Origin of the sequence: Mycobacterium sp. IS-1742 (genome assembly GCF_001500125.1) — a bacterium.
Taxonomy (GTDB): domain Bacteria; phylum Actinomycetota; class Actinomycetes; order Mycobacteriales; family Mycobacteriaceae; genus Mycobacterium.
The window spans coordinates 379,410-402,623 of record NZ_LQIV01000001.1 but is presented as its reverse complement, the minus strand read 5'-3'; the positions used below and the strand labels follow the sequence as shown (position 1 = coordinate 402,623).

Here is a 23,214-nt window from a genome sequence, read left to right as displayed (position 1 = left end):
CTCGAGGCGTTCGCGCTGCGGCACCACGACGTACCTGGGGTCCTTGGTCGACTCCACCCCGGCCTCGAAGACGCCGACGCGCTGCAGTGCGCTGCCGGCCAGACGCGCCGCGCCCGACACCGCCTGCGCCGCCCGCCCCCGCGTCACGTCCGCCGTCCCCGCCTCCGGTGCGGCCACCCGCCGACCCGGTGGTCGAGGCACCCGCGACCACACCGCCCCCGGCCGCCGGTGCGCCCAATGCGGCGGCGGTGCGCAGCATGTGGACCACGGTGCGCGAGAAGGTCCGTCAGCGCAGCCGCACCATCGACGTGATGCTGGCCGGCGCGATCGTGCGCGCGGTGGAGGGCGATACGCTGGTGCTCAGCCACGAATCGGCCCCGCTGGCGAAACGCCTTGTCGAGCAACGCAACTCCGACGTCATCCGCGAGGCGCTCAAGGACGCGCTCGGCGTGGACTGGGCCATCCGCTGTGAAGCGGGCGGCGGGCAGGCACCCGCGGCCGCCGAACCGGCACGTCCGGCTCCCGTCGCCGTCGCTGCGCCCCCCGAGGACGACGAGGAGAGCATGCTGGCCGAAGCGGTCCACGAAGAGGCCGGGCCGCGCCGCGACCCGGAGGAAGCCGCGCTCGAACTGCTGCAGAACGAACTCGGCGCGCGCCGCATCGACGGCAGCTAGGCCGACCACCACGGCCGTAGCGGCAGCCCGCCGTCGTCGCCGCGCTCGTCCAGTTTGACCGCCAGAACCTGGTGCAGCTGAACGATGTTGGTCTCGAAGCCGAGCCGCGAACCCGCCATGTAGAGCCCCCACACCTTCGCGGTGCCGAGCCCCACCTCGTCGACCGCCTCGTCCCAGTGCGCCACGAGGTTGCGGCACCAGTCGCGCAGGGTCAGCGCGTAATGGTGGCGCAGGTTCTCCTCGTGCACCACTTCGAGCCCGACGTTCTGCGCGTCGGTGATGATGCGTCCGGAGCCGGTGAGCTCACCGTCGGGGAACACGTAGCGGTCGATGAAACCACCGGCGGTCGGCGCGGTCAGGTTGTCCGGCCGGGTGATGCAGTGGTTGAGCAGCAACCCGCCGTGGCGCAGCTTCGACTGCAGGAACCGGAAGTACGACGGATAGTTGTGGACACCGATGTGTTCGGTCAACCCGATCGAGGAGACCGCGTCGAAGCCGATCTCGCGCACGTCGCGGTAGTCGCCGTGCCGGATCTCCGCCAGGTCGGTCAGACCCTGGTCGGCGATCGCCTTCTGGCCCCACAGCGCCTGTTCCTTCGACAGGGTGACGCCGACGGCGTTCACACCGTGCCGGGCCGCGTACCGCACCATGCCACCCCACCCGCACCCGACGTCGAGCAGTCGGTCACCGGGCTGCAGGCGCAGCTTCTCGAACACCAGCCGGTACTTGTTCTCCTGCGCCTCCTCCAGCGTCGCGTCCGGCTGTGGATAGCACGCGCACGTGTAGGTCATCGACGGCCCGAGCACCCACTCGTAGAACGCGTTCGACACGTCGTAGTGGTGGTGGATCACCTCGGCGTCGCGGGTTCTGCTGTGCCGGAACCCTTCCGCGATCCGGCGCCAGCGGGGCAGGGTCTCCTGCGGCGGCGGGGCGATCGGCTTGAAGTGCTCCAACCCGATGGAGCGCACGATGTCGCGCAGCACCTTCGGCGGCGGCAGGGTGAACTTCATCTTCTCGGTCAGCGCCCGCAGCAGCTCGTACGGGTCTCCCGGGTGGACACCGGTGAGTTCGAGGTCACCGGAGACGTACGCGCGCGCCAACCCCAGATCGCCCGGCGCGGTGGCCAGATACGTGGTGCCGCGCGGCGTCTTGAGATGGAGGCCGAACTCGGCGTCCGCAGGGCCCGCGGTACTGCCGTCGTATGCGCTGAACTTCAGCGGTTGCCGACCCGCGACGAAGATCTCGAGGATCTCCGCCAGCGTCAACTTCCGATCCGGTACTCGTTTCGTCACAGCTGCCTCCACACGCTCGCGCCATCACTCATCGTCTCTGCACCGCCTTGGCATACAGATCCAGCAGACGTGAGTCGGGGTCGTACGCCTTCTTGACCGTCTTGTACGTCTCACCGCCGTACAGTTCGTCGAACTCCTCACGGCTGTAATAGGCGTCCGAGTACAGCGATTTGTGTCCGTCGAGCTCGCTGACCTTGCGCTCGATGAGCTTGTTGGTGTAACCCTCCTCGGGGCCGACCGGCACCGAGGACCAGAAGCCCACGTTGACGTAGGTGTGCCGCGGCCGGATCGGGTAGAGCGGCCAGCCGGTGTCGTCGCGTAAACGCAACGGGCACAGCCAAATCGGTTCGATCGGCACGTTCTGCAGGAACCACGTGAGGAACTCGGCGGTGCGTCCGATCGGCACCTCGACGTCCTGGACGACCCGCTCGCGGGGCGGGCGACCGTTGCGGATCTCGATACGGTCGGCGATGTCGAACCGCTGGTCGTATCCGATCAGCTTCCAGTAGAAACTGCTGCGCCGGTAGCGGTGCGGCCAGAACCGCCGGATCCTGGGGTTCTGCGCGCCGAATGCCCGTGAGCACCAGAACCAGTCGGTGTCCCAGCGCCACAGGTAGTCGTGGATGGTCAGCCGGTCGTGCTTGAGGCCGTCGGGGTGCTGGATGGACCGGTAGTAGATCTGCTGACCGGTGTAGTCGCTGACCGGGCCGGGCGCCGCTGTCTTCACACCGAGGCACAGGTAGCTCTCGTCGGCACTGAACACCACGCCGTCGAGGTAGTCGACGGGTTCGCCGTCGAGGCCGCCGGTTTCGACGATGCGGTCCATCGCCGCGACCAGGTCGGCGAGCGAGTGGAACCGCAGGTGCCGCAGCGCCGCGAACGGTGCGACCGGTTCGAGTTCGATCTTCAGGCGCACCGAGTACCCGAGCGTGCCATAGGAATTCGGGAACGCATGAAAGAGGTCCGAGTGCAGGTCTCGACTCGCGGTGAGCACTTCCCCTGCGCCGGTGAGGATGTCCATCTCCAGTACCGATTCGTGCGGCAGGCCGTTTCGGAACGAGGTGGACTCGATGCCCAGCCCCGTGACCGCCCCGCCGAGGGTGATGGTCTTGAGCTGAGGCACCACCAGCGGCGCCAGACCGTAGGGCAGCGTCGCAGTGACGAGGTCCTCGTAGGTGCACATGCCTGCGACGTCGGCGGTACGGGCGTCGGGGTCGACGGCGACGACCCCGGTCAGGCCGGACACGTCGAGGCCCTTGGCGGTGCTCTTGGCGCGGGCGCGGAACAGGTTGGAGGTGGGTTTGGCGAGACGCACTGTGGCGGTCGGCGGAATCGCCCGGTAGCTGGCGAGTAGCCGCTCCACGCCTGCGGCGTGAGCAGCCCGTGCGTCGGTCGGAGCAACAGACACGGATATACGCTAGTCCCCGGTTGCAGCCGATGCGACCGCACCGCGACGAAGGAGTGTCACATCATGGGACAGGTCAGCGCGTCGAGCACCGTCATGGTCAACGCCGAACCGGCGGCGGTCCTGGCAGCTGTCGCCGACTACCGGACCGTCCGGCCCAAGATCCTCTCCGAGCACTACCGCGACTACCAGGTGCTCGAGGGCGGGCAGGGCGCGGGAACCGTCGCCGCCTGGAAACTGCAGGCGACCAAATCCCGCGTGCGCGACGTCAAGGCCACCGTCGACGTCGCCGGTCACACCGTCATCGAGAAGGACGCCAACTCCACGCTGGTCACCAATTACACCGTCGCACCGGCGGGTCCGGGGTCGTCGGTGACGGTCAAGACGTCGTGGACCGGTGCGGGCGGCGTCAAGGGCTTCTTCGAGAAGACGTTCGCGCCGCTGGGGCTGAAGAAGATCCAGGCGCAGGTCCTCGAGAACCTCAAGCGCGAGGTCGAATCGGGCGCCTGACCCGCCCGTCACGACACAGCAAGGAACGCGGCGATCCCGCGCACGACCGCATCGGCGTAGCGCTGTCGGCCCTCGGCCGTCTTCATCACCGCCGAGTCGGCCGGGTTCTTCATGTTGCCCAGTTCCACCAGGATCGACGGGTGCTGCGCAAGGTTGAGCCCGGCGATGTCGCTGCGCGGGTTCAGCCCTCCCGAACCGATGTAGGTCGACGGGACGAATCCGGACCCGGACAGTTGATCGCGCATGATCCGCGCGAACTGCACCGCGGGGCCGGCCTGCGCGTCGTTGAGCGGGGGTGACGAGTACAGCACGTGGAAACCCCGCCCGGTCGGCGGTCCGCCGTCGGCGTGCACGGATACGATCGCGTTGGGCCGGACCGAGTTGGCCAGGGCGGCCCGCTCGTCGACGCATGGGCCGAGCGCATTGTCGTTGCCCCGGGACATCGCGGTGCGCACCCCGAGTGCGGTCAGCGCAGCCCGGATGCGCAGCGTGGTGTCCCACGCGAACGTGTGCTCCGGGTAGCCGTCCTCGGTCGAGGTGCCGCTGGCCTGACAGTCCTTCGTCCCGCCACGGCCCGTGGGCACCTGCCTGCTGATCGAGGCGTCGTTGCCGCCGTTGTGGCCGGGGTCGAGGAACACGATTTTCCCGGCGATGTTGGCGGGCGCGGCGGAGGCGGGAGCGGCGAACGTCGAGGCGGCGATGAGCAGGCTGGTGGCGATCGCGGCTCCGACACGCAGGCTGGCAGGCACGGGCGCCACCGTAGCCCGGGTGCGGACTACGCTTAAAGCCCGAAGCCCCGGATGTGGGCGACAGAAACCAAGTCGAGACCAACGCGACATCAACACGCAAGGGGACCAGGCATGCAACCCGGTGGCCAGCCCGATATGTCCGCACTGCTCGCGCAGGCTCAGCAGATGCAGCAGCAGCTCATGGAGGCCCAGGAGTCCCTCGCCAATTCCGAGGTGCACGGTCAGGCCGGCGGTGGTTTGGTGCAGGTGACGATGAAGGGCAGCGGCGAGGTGATCTCGGTGGCCATCGACCCCAAGGTGGTGGACCCCGACGACGTCGAGACCCTGCAGGACCTTGTCGTCGGTGCGATCGCCGACGCCGCCAAGCAGGTCACCATCCTCGCGCACGACCGGCTCGGGCCGCTCGCGGGCGGGATGGGCGGCCTGGGCATTCCGGGGCTGTAATTGTTCTCGCATGTTTGAGGGCCCCGTACAGGATCTGATCGACGAGCTCGGCAAGCTGCCGGGTATCGGTCCGAAGAGCGCGCAGCGCATCGCCTTTCACCTGTTGAGCGTGGAGCCGCCCGACATCGACCGGCTGACCGCGGTGCTCAACCGGATCCGCGACGGGGTGAAGTTCTGCGAGGTGTGCGGCAACGTCTCCGACGCCGACCGCTGCCGCATCTGCAGTGACCCGCGGCGCGACGCGTCACTGGTGTGCGTGGTCGAGGAACCCAAGGACGTGCAGGCCGTCGAGCGCACACGCGAGTTCCGCGGCCGCTATCACGTGCTGGGTGGGGCACTCGACCCGCTGAGCGGTGTGGGGCCCGATCAGCTGCGCATCCGTGAACTGCTGAACCGGATCGGGGAGCGGGTCGACGGCGTCGACGTGGCCGAGGTCATCATCGCCACCGACCCGAACACCGAGGGTGAGGCGACGGCCACCTATCTGGTGCGGATGCTGCGCGACATCCCCGGACTGACCGTCACGCGGATCGCCTCGGGGCTGCCGATGGGCGGCGATCTCGAATTCGCCGACGAGCTGACTCTGGGCCGGGCGCTCGCCGGTCGCCGCGCAATGGCCTGATCTCGAGGTGATGTCGGACCCCGCGCGAGAGCCGGGTGCGGTTGGGTCTGCACGACGCCGGCCTGCCGCGGCCCGAGACCCAGATCCCGGTGGTCGACGGCTCGCGCCCGATCGCGTTCCTCGACATGGGCTGGCGTGCGTTCATGGTGGCGGTCGAGTGCGACGGGGACCACCACCGCAAGAATCGTGCGCAGTACGTCAAGGACATCGCCCGGCTGAGGATGCTCGAAGACCGAGGCTGGATCGTCGTCCGGGTCATCGCCGAGGAGCATCCGCACGATTGGCTCGCCCGGGTTTTCGCCGCGCTGGCCGGCCGGCGGGCCGTGGCGGCCTAGGCCCGCCGCGGGGCCGCCAGCCGCTCCCGCCGCAGCCGCGCCACCTCGTCGAGGTGCAGGGGCGGCAGCTCGCCGACGACCTTGCTCAGCAGATGGTCGGCCAGCTCCGGGTTCCGGGCCAGACACGGCCCGTGCAGGTACGTCGCGATCACGCTGCCCTGCACGGCGCCGTCGAAACCGTCACCGTCCCGGTTGCCCGCGCCCTTCTCGACCCGGGCCAACGGCGCCGCATCGGCACCCAGAACCGTTCCGCCCCTGTGGTTTTCGAAGCCGGTCAGTTTTTCGTGCAGTCCGGCGACCAACGGCTGGGACACCACCTCGCCGATCGTGCGGGCAGGCTGAGGCGTGGTGGTGACGTCGAGCATCCCCACCCCGTCGACCCGTTCGCCCGACGACGTCTCGTACCAGTGGCCGAGCACCTGGATGGCCGCGCAGATCGCCAGCACCGGTGCCCCGCGCGCGGCCGCCTGCTGCAGTCCGGGATGGCGCTGCAGGTGTTTGGTCGCCAGCCGCTGCGCGTAGTCCTCGGCGCCGCCGAGGGTGTAGAGGTCGAGTTCGGCCGGCACCGGATCGGCCAGCGTGATCTCGACAACCTCGGCGTCGATGCCGCGCAGTCGCAGCCGCTGTCGCAGAACCACGGAATTGCCGCCGTCGCCGTAGGTGCCCATCACATCGGGCAGCACCAGCCCGATCCGCACCGTGGATTCGCTCATCGCGCCAACCGCCGATTGAGTTGGAGGAACGCCGTGTAGTTCGCGATCACCTCGACGTGGCCGGGCGGACACGACTTGATGGCGGCGAACGTGTCGTGCACCAGCGTGTGCTCGACGCCCGCGTAGCCCAGCCGCACCGCCAGATCGGTGCCGCGTTCACCGGCGGCGACGACCTGCGTGTCCTCGAAGTGTTCGAAGCGAACATCCCACAGCCACGACAGATCCTCCCCGTCGGGGACCTGCCCGTTGACCGCGATCACCACCCCGGCGCCGTGTTTGTCGACCATCGACAGCGCCTCCTGCCAGCCGGCCGGGTTCTTCGCCAGCAGCACCCGCGCGGTGTGCTCGCCGAGGTGCACCGTGCGGTAGCGCCCGGCCACCTCGTCGACCCCCGACACCGCCGCCACCGCCGCCGCCGGATCGGCGCCCATGGTCACCGCCGCGGCGACGGCCTGCGCGGCGTTGCCGCGGTTCACCGCCCCGGGCAGCGCCAGCGTCATCGGCAGCGCCAGCCCGTCGGGGCCATACAGGTGGGTGTCGTCGTACCACCACTGCGGCGTCGGGCGTTTGAAGTCGCACCCCGTCGAGTACCAGTCGTGGCCGTTGCGGACGATGACCTCGCCGGACCGGGGGCAGCTCACCGAGTCGTTGGCCCACCCGCCGCCCGCCGCGACCCAGACCACGTTCGGGCTGTCGTAGGCCGCCGACGTCATCAGCACGTCGTCGCAGTTGGCGACCACGACGGCCGACGGGTGCCGGGCCAGCCCGGCGCGCAGGGTGCGTTCGATGTGGTTGATCTCACCGACGCGGTCGAGTTGGTCACGGGACAGGTTCAGCAGGACGACGACGGCGGCCTCCACCGCGTCCAACACGTGCGGGACGTGCATCTCGTCGACCTCGAGCGCCGCCAGCGCTGCGTCGCGGTCGGCGGCGAGCGCGGCGACCAGGCCGGCGTCCATGTTGGCGCCCTCGGCGTTGGTCGCCACCGCGCCCAGGGTGCCCAGCGCCGCCGCGGTCATCCGCGTGGTGGTGGACTTGCCGTTGGTGCCGGTGATGACGGCGGTGCGCCGCCCCGCGCCGAGCTGGCCGAGGATCGTGCGGTCCAGCGTCATCGCGACGAGCCCGCCGATCATCGCGCCCGCGCCACGACCGGTGACGCGCGACGCCCATCGTGCGCCTGCGCCGGCCGCCAGGGCGGCGCGTCCTCGAGGGGTGACCATCCCCGGCAGTTTAGGGGGCCGACACGCACCGCTGCGATCCGAGATTGTCGGAGGGGCGTGCCACGCTGAGGTGGTGAGCCACGGTTGGGGAAGACCGGCGGTCGACACCGGTACAGGCTGGGCCGTCGTCGATGTCGAGACGTCGGGTTTCCGGCCCGGGCAGGCGCGCATCGTCAGCCTCGCCGCACTCGCGGTGGGTGACGACGGCAACGTCGAGCAGAGCCTGGCCACCCTGCTGAACCCGGGGGTCGACCCCGGGCCGACCCACGTGCACGGGTTGACCGCCGAGATGCTCGAGGGTGCGCCCCGCTTCGGCGATGTCGTCGCCGATCTGGCCGAACTGCTGCGCGGCCGCACGCTCGTCGCGCACAACGTCGGGTTCGACTACTCGTTTCTGACCGCCGAGGCCGAACTCGTCCGCGCCGAACTGCCGATCGACTCGGTGATGTGCACCGTCGAACTCGCCCGCCGCCTCGACCTCGGGACGGAGAACCTGCGGTTGGAGACGCTCGCCGCGCACTGGGGTGTTCCGCAGCTCAAACCGCACGACGCCCTCGACGACGCACAGGTCCTCGCGCAGATCCTCAAGCCGACGCTGGCCCGCGCCCGTGAGCGCCGCGCCTGGCTGCCGACGCGGCCGCTGAGCCGGCGGCGGTGGCCCAACGGCCGTGTGACCCACGAGGAGTTGCACCCGCTGAAGATGGTGGCCGCACGGCTGCCCTGCGCGTATCTCAACCCGGGCCGCCACATCGCGGGGCGTCCGATGGTGCAGGGCATGCGCGTGGCGCTCGCGGCGGAGGTCGCCCGCACCCACGAGGAGCTGATCGAGCGGATCGTCGCGGCCGGGCTGGCCTACACCGACACGGTGGATCCGGAGACCTCACTGGTCGTCTGCAACCAGCCCGACGTCGAACAGGGCAAGGGCTACCAGGCGAAGGAGTTCGGCGTCCCCGTGCTCTCCGACATCGACTTCCTGCGCGCGCTCGACCACGTGGTCGGCGGCACCGGCATCGAGGAGTTCTTCGACGCCACCACCGTGGGCGATCAGTTCGCGCTGTTCTGACCGGGGACGTACCGGCGGGCGACCTCCAGCCACGCGTCGAGGGCCGGCGATGTCTCGTACTCCGAGTCGAGCAGGTACAGGCTCGGCGCCGGGCAGCTCGCTCCGATCTCCACCAGCACCGGGCGCAGTGTCAGTTCCGGGGCGAGCGCATGGGTGGGTGAGCCGCCGAGCATGAGCGGGAACGTCGGGACCTGACCGAGTTCACCCTGGCCGAACTGGTCGAGGAACAGCTTCAGCAGCCCGGTGTAGGTGGCCTTGAAGGTCGGTGACGCGACCACCAGTGAGTCGGCGGATTTCACGATGTCCTTCGCCTCGGCCACCGTCGGGTCACCCCACCCGAGCAGCCCGGCGCCGAGATCCACGACATCGATGACGTGCTCGGCGGGTGAGCCGGTGAGCCTCTCGGCGACCAGTTCGGCGGCGGCCCGCGTCCGCGACTTCGGTTTCGGATTTCCCACGACGACGACGGTCACCTGGGCAGCCTCTCACGGTCAGCTGCGGGCGGCGCGGTTGACCGCGGACACCACCGCGCGCAGTGAGGCCGTCGTGATCGACGTCGCGATGCCGACACCCCACACCGTCTTGCCGCCGACCGAGGCCTCGACGTAGGCCGCGGCCTGCGCCTCCTCGCCGGCGGACAGCGCATGTTCGGAGTAGTCCAGCACGCTGATGTCGAATCCGATGGCCCCGAGGGCGTCGACGAACGCCGCCAGCGGACCGTTGCCCGCGCCGACGATCTCGCGTTCGACGCCGTCCACCTTCACCACCGCGGTGATCGTGTCGGTGCCGCCGTCGACCTCCGCGGCGTCCACGCGCTGACGCATCCGCTCGAGCGGCCGCACCGGCGACAGATACTCGTCGGCGAAGACGTCCCACATCTCCTTGGGCGACACCTCGCCGCCCTCACCGTCGGTGATCTTCTGGATCGCCTGGCTGAACTCGATCTGCAGGCGGCGCGGCAGCACCAGCCCGTGGTCGGCCTTCATGATGTAGGCCACGCCGCCCTTGCCGGACTGGGAGTTCACCCGGATGACGGCCTCGTAGGTGCGCCCGACGTCCTTCGGGTCGATCGGCAGATACGGCACCTGCCACAGGATGTCGTCTACGTCCTTGTCGGCCGCGTCCGCGTCGAACTTCATCGCGTCCAGGCCCTTGTTGATCGCGTCCTGGTGGCTTCCGGAGAACGCCGTGTAGACCAGATCGCCCCCGTAGGGGTGACGTTCGTGCACCGGCAGCTGGTTGCAGTACTCGACGGTGCGGCGGATCTCGTCGATGTTCGAGAAGTCGATCTGCGGGTCGACGCCACGGCTGAACAGGTTCAGGCCCAGCGTCACCAGGCAGACGTTGCCGGTGCGCTCACCGTTGCCGAACAGGCAGCCCTCGATGCGGTCCGCCCCGGCCTGGTAGCCCAATTCGGCTGCGGCGACGGCGGTTCCGCGGTCGTTGTGGGGGTGCAGGCTCAGGATGATGCTGTCGCGCGGGCTCAGGTGCCGGTTCATCCACTCGATCGAGTCGGCGTAGACGTTGGGCGTGGCCATCTCGACGGTCGCGGGCAGGTTGACGATCAGCGGGACCTCGGGGGTGGGCTTCACGACGTCGGCGACCGCGTTGCAGACGTCCACGGCGTATTCCAGTTCGGTGCCGGTGTAGGACTCCGGGGAGTATTCGAACCGCCACTGCGTGTCCGGGTACTTGGCGGCCTCCTCGACGCACAGACGGGCGCCCTCGACGGCGATCTGCTTGACGGCCTCACGGTCGGCGCGGAACACGACCCGCCGCTGCAGGATCGACGTCGAGTTGTAGAAGTGCACGATCGCCCGCGGCGCGCCCTGACAGGCCTCGAAGGTGCGGGTGATCAGTTCGGGACGGCACTGGGTCAGCACCTGGATGGTGACGTCGTCGGGGATCGCACCCTGGTCGATGATCTCGCGAACGAAGTCGAAATCGGTCTGGCTGGCCGACGGGAAGCCGACCTCGATCTCCTTATAGCCCATGCGCACCAGCAGGTCGAACATGCGGCGCTTGCGCTGTGGGCTCATCGGGTCGATCAGCGCCTGATTGCCGTCGCGCAGGTCGACCGCGCACCACATCGGCGCGGTCTCGACGACCTTGTCGGGCCAGGTGCGGTCCGGCAGCGTGACGTTCTCCACCTCTTCGGCGAAGCTGCGGTACCGGTGGACCGGCATGGATGAGGCGCGCTGGGTGTTCCAGGCCGGTTGGCCGGAATGCGGCGGGCCGGACGGAGTGGTGATGGCGCGGACGGACGAGTAGGCGTCTGGTGATTCAGGGGTGTTCATGGTCGATTGCTCCGGGAGTTTGGACGAGGGACTCGACCGGCGCATCGCGAAAACCCGCGACGGGAAGCCGGTCTGGTCAGACCCCGCCGCGGCGGCCGAGAAGAAGCACCCGCTGCACGTTGCCCACTGTAGCGTGCCGGGCCCCGACCGCCCAAACCCCGGTGTTCAGACGGCGGAGTCCGGGAACGCGATCACCGACAGGAATCGAATGGGAAGTTCGACCAGGTCGACGGGGCCGTGTGCACCTTCGCCGTCGATCTGCAGCGAGTCGCCGGGGTGCAGGCGGTACACCGACCGGCTGTGGCTGTAGTCCATGACGCCTTCGAGCATGTAGATGAATTCGGTGCCCGGGTGCTGGAACAGCGGGTAGGTCCGGCTCTTCTCGGACAGCGTGACCTCGAGGCACTCCAGCCGCTTGTGCTCACCGCGCAGCGACCCCAGCAGCTGGTAGTCGTGGCCTTCCTTGGTGCCGTTGCGCACGATCCGCGCGCCGGTGCCCGCCTTGACGAACGCGGCGGGGCGCTCGACGTCCGCGCCGCGGAACAGGCTGGTCACCGGCACGTCGAAGCCCTTGGCCAGCAATGCCAGGGTGGAGAGGCTGCAGGAGGTCTGCGCGTTCTCGATCTTGCTCATCATCGCCTTGGAGATGCCGACGCGGGCAGCCATCTCGGCGACGGTCAGACCGTGCTGCTGACGGAGCTGGCGCACGTTGCGCCCGATCGCCGCCTCGAACTCGGTGTCGGTGACCGGCTCCTGCGGGTCCCGGTCCCGCGCGGTGCCCGACACATTGCGCAGGAGTGGCGCGTGGTCGTCGGATGGGCTCACTGCACCTGTCTAACGCATCTCGCCGGCCCCGACGTACGGGTACGGCGTCGTGAGCAGATCACCCTCGGCGAAGCGCGACAGCCGGAAGTCGGTTTCGGGGATCCGCGGGTCGGCGCTGTGCCCGTCGACGATCAGGTCCGCCACCAGCCGGCCGACCGCGGGCGCGATCTTGAAGCCGTGGCCGCTGAACCCGGCCGCGACGATGAGCCCGTCGAGGTCGGTGCGGGAGATCACGGGGTTCCAGTCCGGGGTGACGTCGTAGCAGCCGGCGTAGCTGCTGGTGATCGACGCGTCCGGGAAACCGGGGAACCGGGTGCCCACCTTGTCGACGGTGATGTCGACGAAATCGTCGGTGGCCCGGTTGAGGTAGTTGTCCGGATCGGTGTCCTCGTTGTCGGCCAGATCGCTGTTGCCGAACAGTACGGTCCCGTCGGGTTCGGGCCGGATGTACTGCAGCGACACCAGATCGGAGAAGACCGGCACCTGGCCGAGTTCCACCCCGGGGTCGATCATCACGATCTGTTCGCGCACCACGCGGATCGGCACGTCGATGCCGTGCTGGGCGAGGAACGGCCGCGTCCAGGCGCCGGTGGCGACGACGACGGTCTCGGCCGAGATCTCGCCTCCGTCGGCCAGTTTGACCCCGGTGACGCGCTGACCGTCGGTGACGAGGCTCTGCACCGCGGTGCTCTGCCGCACCCGGACACCCGCGGAGCGGGCGGCGATCGCGAACGCCTGCGCCGTCTGATACGCATCGCCGTATCCGCCGCGCGGCTCCCAGCCGAAGGCGGCGAACGGCTCCAGGTCCGCGTACGGCCACATCTTCGCGACCTCGGCGGCGTCGATCTCCTCGGTCTGCACCCCGACCGCTCGCTGCGCGGCGAGGCTCTTGCGCATCGCGTCGACGTTCTGCGCACCGACGCCGACCACGTAGCCGGTCTGGCGGAACCCGATGTCGCCGCCGAAGAGCTGTTCGGCCTTCTCGAACGTCTCGAGGCTCGAGGTCGCCATCGCCGCCAGCGAGCTGACCCCGTAGTGGCAGCGCACGATACCGCTGGATTTGCCCGTCATCCCGGAGCCCACCGTATGGCGTTCGGCGACAACCACATTGGTGATGCCACGCTCGGTGAGTGCCCACGCGGCCGCGGCGCCTTCGAGTCCGCCGCCGACGATGACGACGTCTGCTGTGTCGCTCATCAGAAGCCTGCTCCGTTCTGTCCCGGAATCCAGTTCGTGCCCGCAAGGGGGATGCGTGCCATCGCGGCGGCCTCGATCGTGACGGCCACCAGGTCCTCGGGTTCGAGATGGCAGACGTGGGCCTTACCGCAGGCGCGGGCGATGGTCTGCGCCTCCATCGTGAGCACCCGCAGGTAGTTGGCGAGCCGGCGACCCGCCTCGACCGGATCCAGCCGCGCGGCCAGTTCCGGATCCTGGGTGGTGATGCCGGCTGGATCCCGGCCGTCCTGGAAATCGTCGTAACACCCTGCGGCGCTGCCGATCTTCTCGTATTCGGCGGCGTACCGGGGATGGTTGTCCCCGAGCGCGATCAGCGCCGCGGTGCCGATCGCTACCGCGTCGGCGCCCAGCGCGAGCGCCTTGGCGACGTCGGCGCCGGTGCGGATACCGCCGGACACGATGAGCTGCACTTTTCTATGCACACCGAGTTCCTGCAGCGCCTGCACCGCCTGCGGGATCGCCGCCAGCGTGGGGACGCCGACGTGTTCGATGAACACCTCCTGGGTGGCCGCGGTGCCGCCCTGCATCCCGTCGACGACCACGACGTCGGCGCCGGCGTGGACGGCCAGCTTGACGTCGTAGTAGGTGCGGGTGGCGCCGACCTTGACGTAGATCGGCTTCTCCCAGTCGGTCAGCTCACGCAGTTCGTTGATCTTGATGGTGAGGTCGTCGGGTCCGGTCCAGTCCGGGTGCCGGCACGCCGAGCGCTGATCGATGCCCTGCGGCAGCGTGCGCATCGACGCGACGCGTTCAGAGATCTTCTGGCCCAACAGCATTCCGCCGCCGCCCGGTTTGGCGCCCTGACCGAGCACCACCTCGATCGCATCCGCCTTGCGCAGATCGTCGGGGTTCATGCCGTAGCGCGAGGGCAGGTACTGGTACACCAGGTGCTTGCTCTGCCCGCGCTCCTCCGGCGTCATCCCGCCGTCACCGGTGGTGGTGGAGGTGCCGACCTCGCTGGCGCCGCGGCCCAGTGCCTCCTTGGCCTGGCCGGACAGCGCGCCGAACGACATGCCGGCGATCGTCACCGGGATATCCAGGTGCAGAGGGTATTTCGCATGGCGATCGCCCAGCACCACATCGGTGGCGCACCGCTCCCGGTACCCCTCCAGCGGGTAACGCGACATCGACGCGCCCAGGAAGAGCAGGTCGTCGAAGTGCGGCAGTGCCCGTTTGGCGCCCCAGCCGCGGATGTCGTAGATCCCGGTGTCCGCCGCGCGCTGGATCCCTGCGATGGTGGCGCGGTCGAAAGTCGCCGACTCGCGCAGTGCCCAGGTGCTCATCAGTAACTCCCTGTGTTGTCGACGTGGAAGTGGTACAGCTCGCGCGCCGAGCCGTACCGGGTGTAGGACGCCGTGTCGTCGTCCTCGAAACCCGCGGCCTTGAGCAGCCGTCCGAGTTCCTCGTGGTGCTCGGACCGCATCTCCTTGGCCACGCAGTCCGCGCCCAAGGAGGCGACCGATCCGCGCACGTAGAGCCGTGCCTCGTAGATCGAGTCGCCGAGCGCCTCACCGGCGTCGCCGCGCACGACCAGCCGGCCGGCCTGGGCCATGAAAGCACTCATGTGGCCGATGTCGCCGCCGACGACGATGTCGACACCCTTCATCGAGATCCCGCAGCGCGCAGCGGCATTTCCCTCGATGACCAGCAGCCCGCCGTGAGCGGTGGCGCCCGCCGACTGTGAGGCGTTGCCCTTGACCCACACCGTGCCGCTCATCATGTTCTCGGCCACGCCGGTGCCCGCGTTGCCGTCGATGACGACCTCGGCCTGCTGATTCATCCCGGCCGCGTAGTAGCCGACGTGGCCCTCGACGGTCACCCGGACGGGGGCGTCGATCCCGACGGCGACGTTGTGGGCACCGGCGGGATGCGAGATGACGAAGTCGCCGGCGAGATCAGGGGCGTGCAGCGCCGCGTTGACCTCGCGGAGCTTGGTGGTGCGGAGATCGAAGATCAACGGGTCCATGCGTACACCACCTCGGGTTCGGGCTCCCAGATCGCGGCGTTCTCGACGCCGGGCAGTCCGGACAGCGCGCGGTATTCACTGGCCATCGCGACCCAATCGGCCGTTTCTGCGATGACGGCGGGTTTGCAGGCGATCGCATCGCGGACGACCGCGAACGAGTCCCGGTTGGAGACCAGCAGCGTGTAGAAGCCGTCGAACGTGGCGCACAGCTCCTTGAGCGCGGTCTCGACGTCGCGACCCGCGGCCAGTTGGGTGGCCACGAACCGCGCCCCCACCTCGGTGTCGTTCTCGCTGTCGAATTCCACACCGGCGGCGCGTAATTCACGCCGGATGGTGGCGTGGTTGGCGAAAGACCCGTTGTGCACCAGGCACTGGTCGGGGCCCACGGCGTACGGGTGCGCCCCCGACGGGGTGACCGCCGATTCGGTGGCCATGCGGGTGTGTCCGACACCCTGCCAGCCCTCGGCCGACGCCAGCCCCCACGCCTCTGCCAGGGCACGGGGATCGCCGACGCCCTTGAGCACCGCCAGATCGGCACCGAAGCCGGCGACCAACGCGGTGGGGAACGCGGCGCGCGTCGCGGCCAGCATCGCCTCGGCCTCGGCCTCCGCGGTCACCAGGTAGGTGGCGTCGAGCACGGTCACCGCCACCGGCACGCCGAGTGCGGTGCCCACGGCGTCGGTCACCGACTCAGGGGACGCGCCGATCTCCAGCAGGGACACGCAGCTGTGGCCCGGTGGTGTCCAGGTCGGGTCGCCGTACACGGCGACACCCGCCGAATCGCTTCCGCGGTCGGACATTTCGCACAGCATTCCGGTCAGCAGTTCACCCAGCCGTGGATGGAGTTCGGGGCTGCGCAGGTGCAACCCGACGATCCCACACATATGTGTCGCTCTCTTTCGTTGTCAGGACTTCAGAACGCGGTCAGGTATTGGTCGACCTCCCACGGGCTGACCGTGCCGTGGTAGTCGAAGAACTCGCGTCGCTTGAGGTCGGCGAAATACCGTGCGACCCCATCGCCGGCGGCGTCGAGGGTGCCGGAGATGAGGGTGTCGCCCTCGAGTTCCTCCACGGCGTGCAGCAGGGTTGGCGGCAGTGTGGAACGGCTCTCGACCACCGCGCCGATCGCGCCCGGATCGGCCGAGCGCTTGATCCCGTCGAGGCCGGCACCCAGCGCCGCGGCGACCGCGAGGTACGGATTGGCGGAGCCGTCGCCGCCGCGCAGTTCGATGCGCTGGGGATCGGGCACCCGGATGTAGTGGGTGCGGTCGTTGCCGCCGTAGGTGGCGGTACGGGGCGCCCAGGATGCGCCGGAGGCGGTGCTGGTCGCCCCGGTCCGCTTGTAGGAGTTGACCGTCGGCGCGATCACCGACTGCAGCGCGCAGGCGTGGTCGAGTATGCCGCCGATGAACGCGTACGCGGTGTCCGACAGGCCGAGGCCGCGCTCGTCGGTGTCGCAGGGGAACACCGGAGTGCCGGCGCTGGTCAGCGACAGATGGAAGTGCAGACCGCTGCCGGTGCGGTCGCCGAACGGTTTTGGCATGAAGGTGGCGACCATGCCGCGCTCGGCGGCGATCATCGACAGCAGGTAGCGCAGGGTGATGACGCGGTCGGCGGTGGTCAGCGCCTCGGCGAAGTGGAAGTTCTGCTCGAACTGACCGTTGCCGTCCTCGTGGTCGTTGGCGTAGTTGCCCCAGCCCAGCCGATTCATGGCCGAGGAGATCGCGGTGAGGTGGTCGTACATGCGGGTGACCCCGCGGGCGTCGTAGCAGGGCTGGGCGGCGGTGTCGGCGCTGTCGGCGGTGGCGAGGCTACCGTCGGCGTTGCGGGTGAGCAGGAAGTATTCGACCTCGGCGCCGACCCAGGGCTCGAATCCGGCGTCGGCGGCCTGCTGAATGAGGGTCTTGAGGATGACGCGCGGCGCGTACGGCCACGGCTTGCCCTCCACGTGGGGATCGCAGTGCACGAGCGCCAGCCCCTCCTTGACGAACGGGATCGGCGTGAACGACTCGGGGTCGGGGATCGCGACCAGGTCGGGGTCCTTGGGCTCCTGACCCATGGCGCCGACGGCGTACCCGGCGAATCCGACGCCCTCGGTGGCGAGCTGATCGATGGCCTCAACGGGAACCAGTTTGGCGCAAGGCTTTCCGCGCAGATCGACGAACAACGCGAGGATGAACTTGGTGCCGGACTGCTCGGCGAGGGTGGCGAGGTCGGTAGTCATAAAGAGTAACCCTGTCTCTTGAGATGAATCACTGTATCACGATAGGAAACTCGATGGACATGCGAATGCGGCCGACACGAGGCCGTGGTGGCCCCGCGCCGGCCGCAGCACCCGATCAGACGGGTTGCATGTCGTAGGACGACTCCCGGTGGAACTTGGCGTCGATGCCCTGTTCCTCTTCGTCGGGGGAGATGCGGATGCCGACGGTCTTCTTGAGCGCGAAGGCGATCAGGTACGCCACCGCGAACGAGTAGAGCATCACCGCACCGGCCGCGACGGCCTGCTTCCACAGTTGGTCGATACCGCCGCCGTAGAACAGGCCGTTGACCCCGTTCGGCATGCCTTCGCTGGCGAAGAAGCCGATCAGCAGCGTGCCGACCACGCCGCCGACCAGGTGCACGCCGACGACGTCGAGCGAATCGTCATAGCCGAAGCGGGATTTGAGGCCGACCGCGTACACGCAGATGGCCCCGGCGATACCGCCGACGAAGATCGCGCCGACCGGCGTGACCGCACCGCAGGCGGGGGTGATGGCGACCAGGCCGGTGATCGCGCCCGACGCGGCGCCGACACCGGTGACGTGGCCGGTCTTGATCTTCTCGACGGCCAGCCATGCCAGCACCGCGGCGCAGGTGGCGACGAACGTCGTGACCATGACGATGGCCGCCGAGTTGCCCGCGGCGAGGGCGGAACCACCGTTGAACGCATACCAGCCGGCCCACAGCAGCCCTGCGCCGAGCAGGGTCAGCGGGACGTTGTGCGGTTTGCGCAGCTGACCGAACATCGCCGACTTGCCGAGCACGATCGCGACGGCCAGCGCCGCGGCGCCTGCGTTGATGTGCACCGCGGTGCCACCGGCGAAGTCGACGGCGCCGAGCGTGTTGGCGATCCAGCCGCCGACCGAGTTCTCGGTGACCACGCCGTCGAACGCGAACACCCAGTGCGCGACCGGGAAGTAGACCAGCACGGCCCAGAGCGTGGCGAAGCCCATCCAGGCGCCGAACTTCATGCGGTCGGCGACCGCCCCGGAGATGAGCGCGACGGTGATCGCGGCGAACAGCGCCTGGAAGACGGCGAACAGGCTGATCGGTAGGCCGTCGACGGTGGTCATCGGCTCGAGGAGATCCGTCATGCCGGCGAACTCGGTGAAGCTGCCGACGAACCCTCCGTACGAGGTGCCGAACACCATGGAGAAGCCGAACAGGACCCACAGCAGCCCGACGGCTGCGACGGCCCCGAAGGTCATCATCATCATGTTGGTCGAGCTCTTCACCGAGACCATGCCGCCGTAGAACAGGGCGAGGCCGGGGATCATCAGCGTGAGGCCGATGATGCAACACAGCATGAAGGCTGTGGTTCCTGTATCCATGTGAAACCTTTTCTGCGGGTAAGCGGCCCACGGCAGGCCGATCACTGGCAGTAACCGATGTTTCTGTTACAGAGGCAGGTCCGATTGTGTTGCAAGGGCGTTAATTGTGTTTCCGTCGCCGGGCTCCGAGCGCGGGGTGGCCCCATGTCCGGCTGAACGCGACGTCGTCGAGCGGCAGCCTGTCCCGCGGTCGCGCATCGCGCTCGGCGATGGCCTCGTCGACGTCCGCGTAGTCGCCGAGCACCCCGACCGCGACCACGGCCAGCGGGAGCACGCCATCGGGGACCCCGAACGCCTGTCGCGACCCCTCGGGGTCGAACCCGGCCATGGGATGGGTGACCAGACCGCGCGACACCGCCTCGACGGTGAGGTTGGCCACCGCCGCCCCCGCGTCGAACACGGCGTAGCGGGCGGTGCGCTCGTCGTCCCCCTCGTCGGCGCAGACCAGGATCAGTGCGCTCGCCGCCTTCGCGTAGCTGTTGCCGCGGCGCAGCACGCCGGCCAGTGCGTCGAACGTCGGGTCCCCGCGGCGGCCCACGACGAACCGCACCGGTTGCCTGCCGCCCCACGTCGCGGACCACCGCGCGGCCTCCAGCAGCGCGGTGAGGGCGTCCTCGTCGAGGACGGCCGCCGGGTCGAACGCGCGGGGACTCCAGCGCGCGGCGAGGTGGGGATGGATGGGGACGCGGGTGTCGGCGTGCCGATCGGTGGGCGGATTGGCCACGCGTCGACGCTACCGGGGTGGCCCTCGGCGCGACGGAGGGAAAAAGCAGGTGCGCGCAGCCCTTATCCTTGGTGGGACTTTTTCCCGCGCGAAAGGCTAGTTCAGTGGCGCTCGTCGTCCAGAAATACGGTGGGTCCTCGGTGTCCGACGCCGAGCGCATCCGCCGCGTCGCCGAACGCATCGTCGAGACCAAGAAGCAGGGCAACGACGTGGTCGTCGTCGTCTCGGCGATGGGTGACACCACCGACGATTTGCTGGACCTGGCCCAGCAGGTGTGCCCGGCGCCGCCCGCGCGTGAACTGGACATGCTGCTCACCGCCGGTGAGCGCATCTCCAACGCCCTGGTGGCGATGGCCATCGAGTCCCTCGGTGCGCAAGCCCGCTCGTTCACCGGCTCGCAGGCCGGCGTCGTGACCACCGGAACCCACGGCAACGCCAAGATCATCGACGTCACCCCGACCCGGCTGCGCTCGGCGCTCGACGAGGGCCAGATCGTGCTGGTCGCCGGATTCCAGGGCGTGAGCCAGGACACCAAGGACGTCACCACGCTCGGCCGCGGCGGGTCGGACACCACCGCGGTCGCCGTGGCGGCCGCACTGAACGCCGACGTCTGCGAGATCTACACCGACGTCGACGGCGTCTACACCGCCGACCCGCGGATCGTGCCCAACGCCCACAAGCTGGACACCGTCAGCTTCGAGGAGATGCTCGAGATGGCGGCGTGCGGCGCCAAGGTGCTCATGCTGCGCTGTGTGGAATACGCCCGCCGCTACGACCTGCCCATCCACGTGCGCTCGTCGTACACCGACAAGCCCGGCACCATCGTCACAGGATCGATCGAGGACATCGCCATGGAAGACGCCATCCTGACCGGAGTAGCCCACGACCGCAGTGAGTCGAAGGTCACCGTCGTCGGCCTGCCCGACGTCCCCGGATACGCCGCCAAGGTGTTCCGCGCGGTCGCCGACGCCGACGTGAACATCGACATGGTGCTGCAGAACATCAGCAAGATCGAGGACGGCAAGACCGACATCACGTTCACGTGCGCGCGGGACAACGCCCGCACCGCAGTCGAGAAGCTCACCTCGCTGCAGGACGAGATCGGCTTCACGCGCGTGCTCTACGACGACCACATCGGCAAGGTGTCGCTGATCGGCGCCGGGATGCGCAGCCACCCGGGCGTCACCGCGACATTCTGCGAGGCGCTCGCCGAGGTCGGCGTGAACATCGACCTGATCTCCACCTCGGAGATCCGCATCTCGGTGCTGGTCAAGGACACGGAATTGGACAAGGCCGTGGCCGCGTTGCACGAGGCGTTCGGCCTCGGCGGTGACGAAGAGGCGGTCGTCTACGCGGGAACGGGGCGGTAGCGATGGTTGCCATCGGAGTGGTCGGCGCGACCGGCCAGGTCGGCCAGGTGATGCGGACGCTGCTCGAGGAGCGCGACTTCCCCGCCACCAGCGTCCGCTTTTTCGCCTCGGCGCGCTCACAGGGCAAGAAGCTGCCGTTCCGCGGGCAGGAGATCGAGGTCGAGGACGCCGAGACCGCCGATCCGTCCGGTCTGGACATCGCGCTGTTCTCCGCGGGCGCCACCATGTCGCGGGTGCAGGCGCCGCGGTTCGCCGAGGCGGGCGCCGTCGTCGTCGACAACTCGTCGGCCTGGCGCAAGGATCCCGAGGTGCCGCTGGTGGTGTCGGAGGTCAACTTCGAGCGCGATGGCGGTAACCGTCCCAAAGGCATCATCGCCAACCCGAACTGCACGACCATGGCCGCGATGCCGGTGCTCAAGCCGTTGCACGACGAGGCAGGCCTGGTGCGGATGATCGCGTCGACCTACCAGGCGGTGTCCGGCAGCGGGCTGGCCGGTGTCGAGGAACTGTTCGGTCAGGCCAGCGCCGTCGTCTCGGGCAGCCGCGACCTGGTGCACGACGGTGGCGCGGTCGACTTCCCGGCGCCGGACAAGTACGTCGCGCCCATCGCGTTCAACGTCGTGCCACTGGCCGGATCGCTGGTCGACGACGGCTCCGGCGAGACCGACGAGGACCAGAAGCTGCGCAACGAGAGCCGCAAGATCCTCGGCATCCCCGAGCTGGCCGTCAGCGGGACGTGCGTGCGCGTGCCGGTGTACACCGGGCATTCGCTGTCGCTCAATGTCGAGTTCGCGCAACCGCTTTCGGTGCAGCGCGCCCAGGAGCTCCTGGTCGGTGCGCCGGGGGTGAGGTTGGTGGACGTGCCGACACCGCTGGCCGCCGCGGGTGTCGACGAATCGCTGGTGGGCCGGATCCGCCAGGACCCGGGTGTTCCGGAGGGACGCGGCCTGGCACTGTTCATCTCCGGCGACAACCTGCGAAAAGGTGCGGCGCTGAACACCATTCAGATCGCCGAGCTGCTGGCCGCCCAGCTCTGACAGGCGGGTGTACGGGGGCCGCGTGACCGCCGTGGCGATTCTGGCTGCCGCGCTGTCGGTGCCCGCCGCGCACGCGCAGCCACCGGCGCCCGTCCCGGGTCCCGTGCTGCCGCCGTTGGCGCCCGGGCAAGTGGTGCGCATCGGACCGACGGCCGGAACCGGAACGCCCACGCGCGATTACGGTATCGGTGCGACGGACCTGTGTGAGTTCATGGAGTTCCCGAGCGGGATCCTGCAGGTGTGCGGCGACAGCTTCGCCGGACAGGGCGTGGGGTTCGGCGGCTGGTACTCGCCGATCGCGCTGCACGTCGAAACCGACTCGATCCTCGACCCGGGCGGAGTGCGTTACGACGGCGTGACCGGGGTGGACGTGCCGCTGCTGGCCGATCCGACGCCGGCCGGGTCCTCGCAACTGCCTGCGGGTGTGGTGCAGATCAACCGCGAGAATTACATGCTGGTCACCACGACCAGCGATCTGCGGCCGCGGACCTCCCGGCTGGTCAAAGCCGAAGCAGGGCAGGGAAAGTGGCGCACGGTGCCCGGTTCGGAGCGAGACGCCGAATACGCGGAGGGGCGGCAGTCGCAGATCAGCGGGTACTACGACCCCATCCCGACCGCGGACTCACCGAGCGGGTGGGTCTACATGGTGGCCAACGACTTCGACCGCAGCGGCCCGGTGGTGCTGTATCGCGTTGCCCCGCAGGCTTTCACCGACCGTGACGCGTGGCAGGGCTGGTCGTCCGAGCGGGGGTGGGGGCACACGCCGACGCCGCTGTGGCCGGACCGCGTCGGGGAGATGAGCGTGCGCCAGATCGACGGTGAGACGGTGCTGTCGTACTTCAACGCCAGCACCGGCAACATGGAGATGCGGGTGGCCGACAACCCCGTCGGCCTGGGCGCCGCGCCGGTGACGACGGTCGTGGTGGCGGGGGACTGGCCGGACCAGGCCGAGTATCTGCCGCCGCCGGAAGTCAACCGGCTGGCCCAGCCCTACGGCGGGTACATCTCGCCGGGGTCGACGCTCGACGAGGTGCGGGTGTTCGTCAGCCAGTGGAACACCACACCCCTGGGCGACAACGCGCCGTACCGGGTGATCCAATTCGCGGTGAACCCGTTCAAGCGGTAGCCGGCCCACACGA

General features: G+C 69.1%; 22 protein-coding genes and 2 pseudogenes. 9 read left to right on the top strand and 15 right to left on the bottom strand.

Features of this window, described 5'->3' with window-relative positions; all coding sequences use genetic code 11:
• Positions 1 to 674 (top strand): annotated as a pseudogene (locus tag AU196_RS01995) (DNA polymerase III subunit gamma/tau); the annotation flags it as partial.
• Here the strand turns inward: AU196_RS01995 and AU196_RS01990 are convergent.
• Positions 671 to 1,966: a class I SAM-dependent methyltransferase gene (locus tag AU196_RS01990; protein ID WP_059093381.1), complete on the bottom strand. Its 1,296-nt coding sequence runs from the start codon at positions 1,964 to 1,966 to the stop codon at positions 671 to 673. The pseudogene AU196_RS01995 and the gene AU196_RS01990 overlap by 4 nt on opposite strands.
• A 28-nt stretch (positions 1,967 to 1,994) precedes the next feature.
• Positions 1,995 to 3,374 (bottom strand): FAD-binding oxidoreductase, encoded by a 1,380-nt coding sequence (locus tag AU196_RS01985; protein ID WP_059093380.1) that lies wholly within the window; start codon positions 3,372 to 3,374, stop codon positions 1,995 to 1,997.
• A gap of 63 nt (positions 3,375 to 3,437) precedes the next feature.
• Here AU196_RS01985 and AU196_RS01980 point away from each other — a divergent pair, with 63 nt between their 5' ends.
• Positions 3,438 to 3,881 (top strand): SRPBCC family protein, encoded by a 444-nt coding sequence (locus tag AU196_RS01980; protein ID WP_059093379.1) that lies wholly within the window; start codon positions 3,438 to 3,440, stop codon positions 3,879 to 3,881.
• An 8-nt stretch (positions 3,882 to 3,889) separates the two neighbouring features.
• Here AU196_RS01980 and AU196_RS01975 read toward each other — a convergent pair whose 3' ends face one another.
• Positions 3,890 to 4,630 carry an Rv3717 family N-acetylmuramoyl-L-alanine amidase gene (locus tag AU196_RS01975; protein WP_059093418.1) on the bottom strand — a complete coding sequence of 247 codons (741 nt, stop codon included), beginning with the start codon at positions 4,628 to 4,630 and terminating at the stop codon, positions 3,890 to 3,892.
• Positions 4,631 to 4,741: 111 nt separating this feature from the next.
• Here AU196_RS01975 and AU196_RS01970 point away from each other — a divergent pair, with 111 nt between their 5' ends.
• The 3 genes and pseudogenes from AU196_RS01970 to AU196_RS01960 form a co-directional block, all read left to right on the top strand.
• Entirely contained in the window at positions 4,742 to 5,074 is a 333-nt protein-coding gene (locus AU196_RS01970) for a YbaB/EbfC family nucleoid-associated protein (RefSeq protein WP_059093378.1), read from the top strand.
• A 10-nt stretch (positions 5,075 to 5,084) separates the two neighbouring features.
• Entirely contained in the window at positions 5,085 to 5,696 is a 612-nt protein-coding gene (gene recR, locus AU196_RS01965; RefSeq protein WP_011562279.1) for a recombination mediator RecR, read from the top strand.
• A 14-nt stretch (positions 5,697 to 5,710) separates the two neighbouring features.
• Positions 5,711 to 6,031: pseudogene (locus tag AU196_RS01960) on the top strand (DUF559 domain-containing protein); the annotation flags it as partial.
• Here AU196_RS01960 and AU196_RS01955 read toward each other — a convergent pair.
• Positions 6,028 to 6,744 carry a type 1 glutamine amidotransferase gene (locus AU196_RS01955; RefSeq protein ID WP_059093377.1) on the bottom strand — a complete coding sequence of 239 codons (717 nt, stop codon included), beginning with the start codon at positions 6,742 to 6,744 and terminating at the stop codon, positions 6,028 to 6,030. The pseudogene AU196_RS01960 and the gene AU196_RS01955 sit on opposite strands and share 4 nt — an antisense overlap.
• The gene (locus AU196_RS01950; protein WP_059093376.1) at positions 6,741 to 7,964 is read right to left on the bottom strand and encodes a Mur ligase family protein; all 1,224 of its coding nucleotides are present in this window, start codon (positions 7,962 to 7,964) and stop codon (positions 6,741 to 6,743) included. Before AU196_RS01950 ends, AU196_RS01955 begins: the two co-directional genes overlap by 4 nt.
• Positions 7,965 to 8,034: 70 nt before the next feature.
• On the opposite strand from AU196_RS01950, the gene AU196_RS01945 reads away from it, so the two are divergent.
• Positions 8,035 to 9,027 carry a DEDDh family exonuclease gene (locus AU196_RS01945; RefSeq protein WP_059093375.1) on the top strand — a complete coding sequence of 331 codons (993 nt, stop codon included), beginning with the start codon at positions 8,035 to 8,037 and terminating at the stop codon, positions 9,025 to 9,027.
• Here the strand turns inward: AU196_RS01945 and AU196_RS01940 are convergent.
• The 10 genes from AU196_RS01940 to AU196_RS01895 form a co-directional block, all read right to left on the bottom strand.
• A complete protein-coding gene (locus AU196_RS01940) occupies positions 9,009 to 9,500 on the bottom strand; it encodes an NADPH-dependent FMN reductase (protein ID WP_157545938.1) in 492 nt (163 codons plus the stop codon). The genes AU196_RS01945 and AU196_RS01940 overlap by 19 nt on opposite strands.
• An 18-nt stretch (positions 9,501 to 9,518) precedes the next feature.
• Positions 9,519 to 11,324, bottom strand: coding sequence for a 2-isopropylmalate synthase (leuA, locus tag AU196_RS01935; protein ID WP_059093374.1), 1,806 nt, complete (start codon positions 11,322 to 11,324; stop codon positions 9,519 to 9,521).
• A 165-nt stretch (positions 11,325 to 11,489) separates the two neighbouring features.
• Entirely contained in the window at positions 11,490 to 12,149 is a 660-nt protein-coding gene (locus AU196_RS01930; RefSeq protein ID WP_059093373.1) for a helix-turn-helix domain-containing protein, read from the bottom strand.
• A 9-nt stretch (positions 12,150 to 12,158) separates the two neighbouring features.
• Positions 12,159 to 13,346: an NAD(P)/FAD-dependent oxidoreductase gene (locus AU196_RS01925; protein WP_059093372.1), complete on the bottom strand. Its 1,188-nt coding sequence runs from the start codon at positions 13,344 to 13,346 to the stop codon at positions 12,159 to 12,161.
• The gene (locus AU196_RS01920) at positions 13,346 to 14,668 is read right to left on the bottom strand and encodes an FMN-binding glutamate synthase family protein (protein WP_059093371.1); all 1,323 of its coding nucleotides are present in this window, start codon (positions 14,666 to 14,668) and stop codon (positions 13,346 to 13,348) included. Before AU196_RS01920 ends, AU196_RS01925 begins: the two co-directional genes overlap by 1 nt.
• Positions 14,668 to 15,351 carry a protein glxC gene (locus AU196_RS01915; RefSeq protein ID WP_059093370.1) on the bottom strand — a complete coding sequence of 228 codons (684 nt, stop codon included), beginning with the start codon at positions 15,349 to 15,351 and terminating at the stop codon, positions 14,668 to 14,670. Before AU196_RS01915 ends, AU196_RS01920 begins: the two co-directional genes overlap by 1 nt.
• Complete coding sequence (locus AU196_RS01910; protein WP_059093369.1) at positions 15,339 to 16,235, bottom strand: class II glutamine amidotransferase domain-containing protein; 897 nt, start codon at positions 16,233 to 16,235, stop codon at positions 15,339 to 15,341. The genes AU196_RS01915 and AU196_RS01910 overlap by 13 nt, the downstream gene beginning before the upstream one ends.
• A gap of 29 nt (positions 16,236 to 16,264) precedes the next feature.
• Entirely contained in the window at positions 16,265 to 17,575 is a 1,311-nt protein-coding gene (gene glnT / locus AU196_RS01905) for a type III glutamate--ammonia ligase (RefSeq protein WP_059093368.1), read from the bottom strand.
• Between the two features lie 115 nt (positions 17,576 to 17,690).
• On the bottom strand, positions 17,691 to 18,944 hold the full coding sequence (locus AU196_RS01900; RefSeq protein WP_059093367.1) for an ammonium transporter: 1,254 nt from the start codon (positions 18,942 to 18,944) through the stop codon (positions 17,691 to 17,693).
• A 100-nt stretch (positions 18,945 to 19,044) separates the two neighbouring features.
• Positions 19,045 to 19,668, bottom strand: a complete 624-nt coding sequence (locus AU196_RS01895; RefSeq protein ID WP_059093366.1) for a nitroreductase family protein — start codon at positions 19,666 to 19,668, stop codon at positions 19,045 to 19,047.
• A 104-nt stretch (positions 19,669 to 19,772) separates the two neighbouring features.
• Between AU196_RS01895 and AU196_RS01890 the strand changes: the two genes are divergently transcribed.
• Genes AU196_RS01890 through AU196_RS01880 form a run of 3 tightly spaced genes read left to right on the top strand, consistent with a single transcriptional unit; the run spans position 19,773 to position 23,201 of the window.
• On the top strand, positions 19,773 to 21,038 hold the full coding sequence (locus AU196_RS01890) for an aspartate kinase (protein WP_059093365.1): 1,266 nt from the start codon (positions 19,773 to 19,775) through the stop codon (positions 21,036 to 21,038).
• Positions 21,039 to 21,040: 2 nt separating this feature from the next.
• Positions 21,041 to 22,075, top strand: coding sequence for an aspartate-semialdehyde dehydrogenase (locus AU196_RS01885; protein ID WP_059093364.1), 1,035 nt, complete (start codon positions 21,041 to 21,043; stop codon positions 22,073 to 22,075).
• A 22-nt stretch (positions 22,076 to 22,097) separates the two neighbouring features.
• Positions 22,098 to 23,201, top strand: coding sequence for a DUF4185 domain-containing protein (locus AU196_RS01880; RefSeq protein ID WP_059093363.1), 1,104 nt, complete (start codon positions 22,098 to 22,100; stop codon positions 23,199 to 23,201).
• The last annotated feature ends 13 nt before the right edge of the window (positions 23,202 to 23,214 follow it).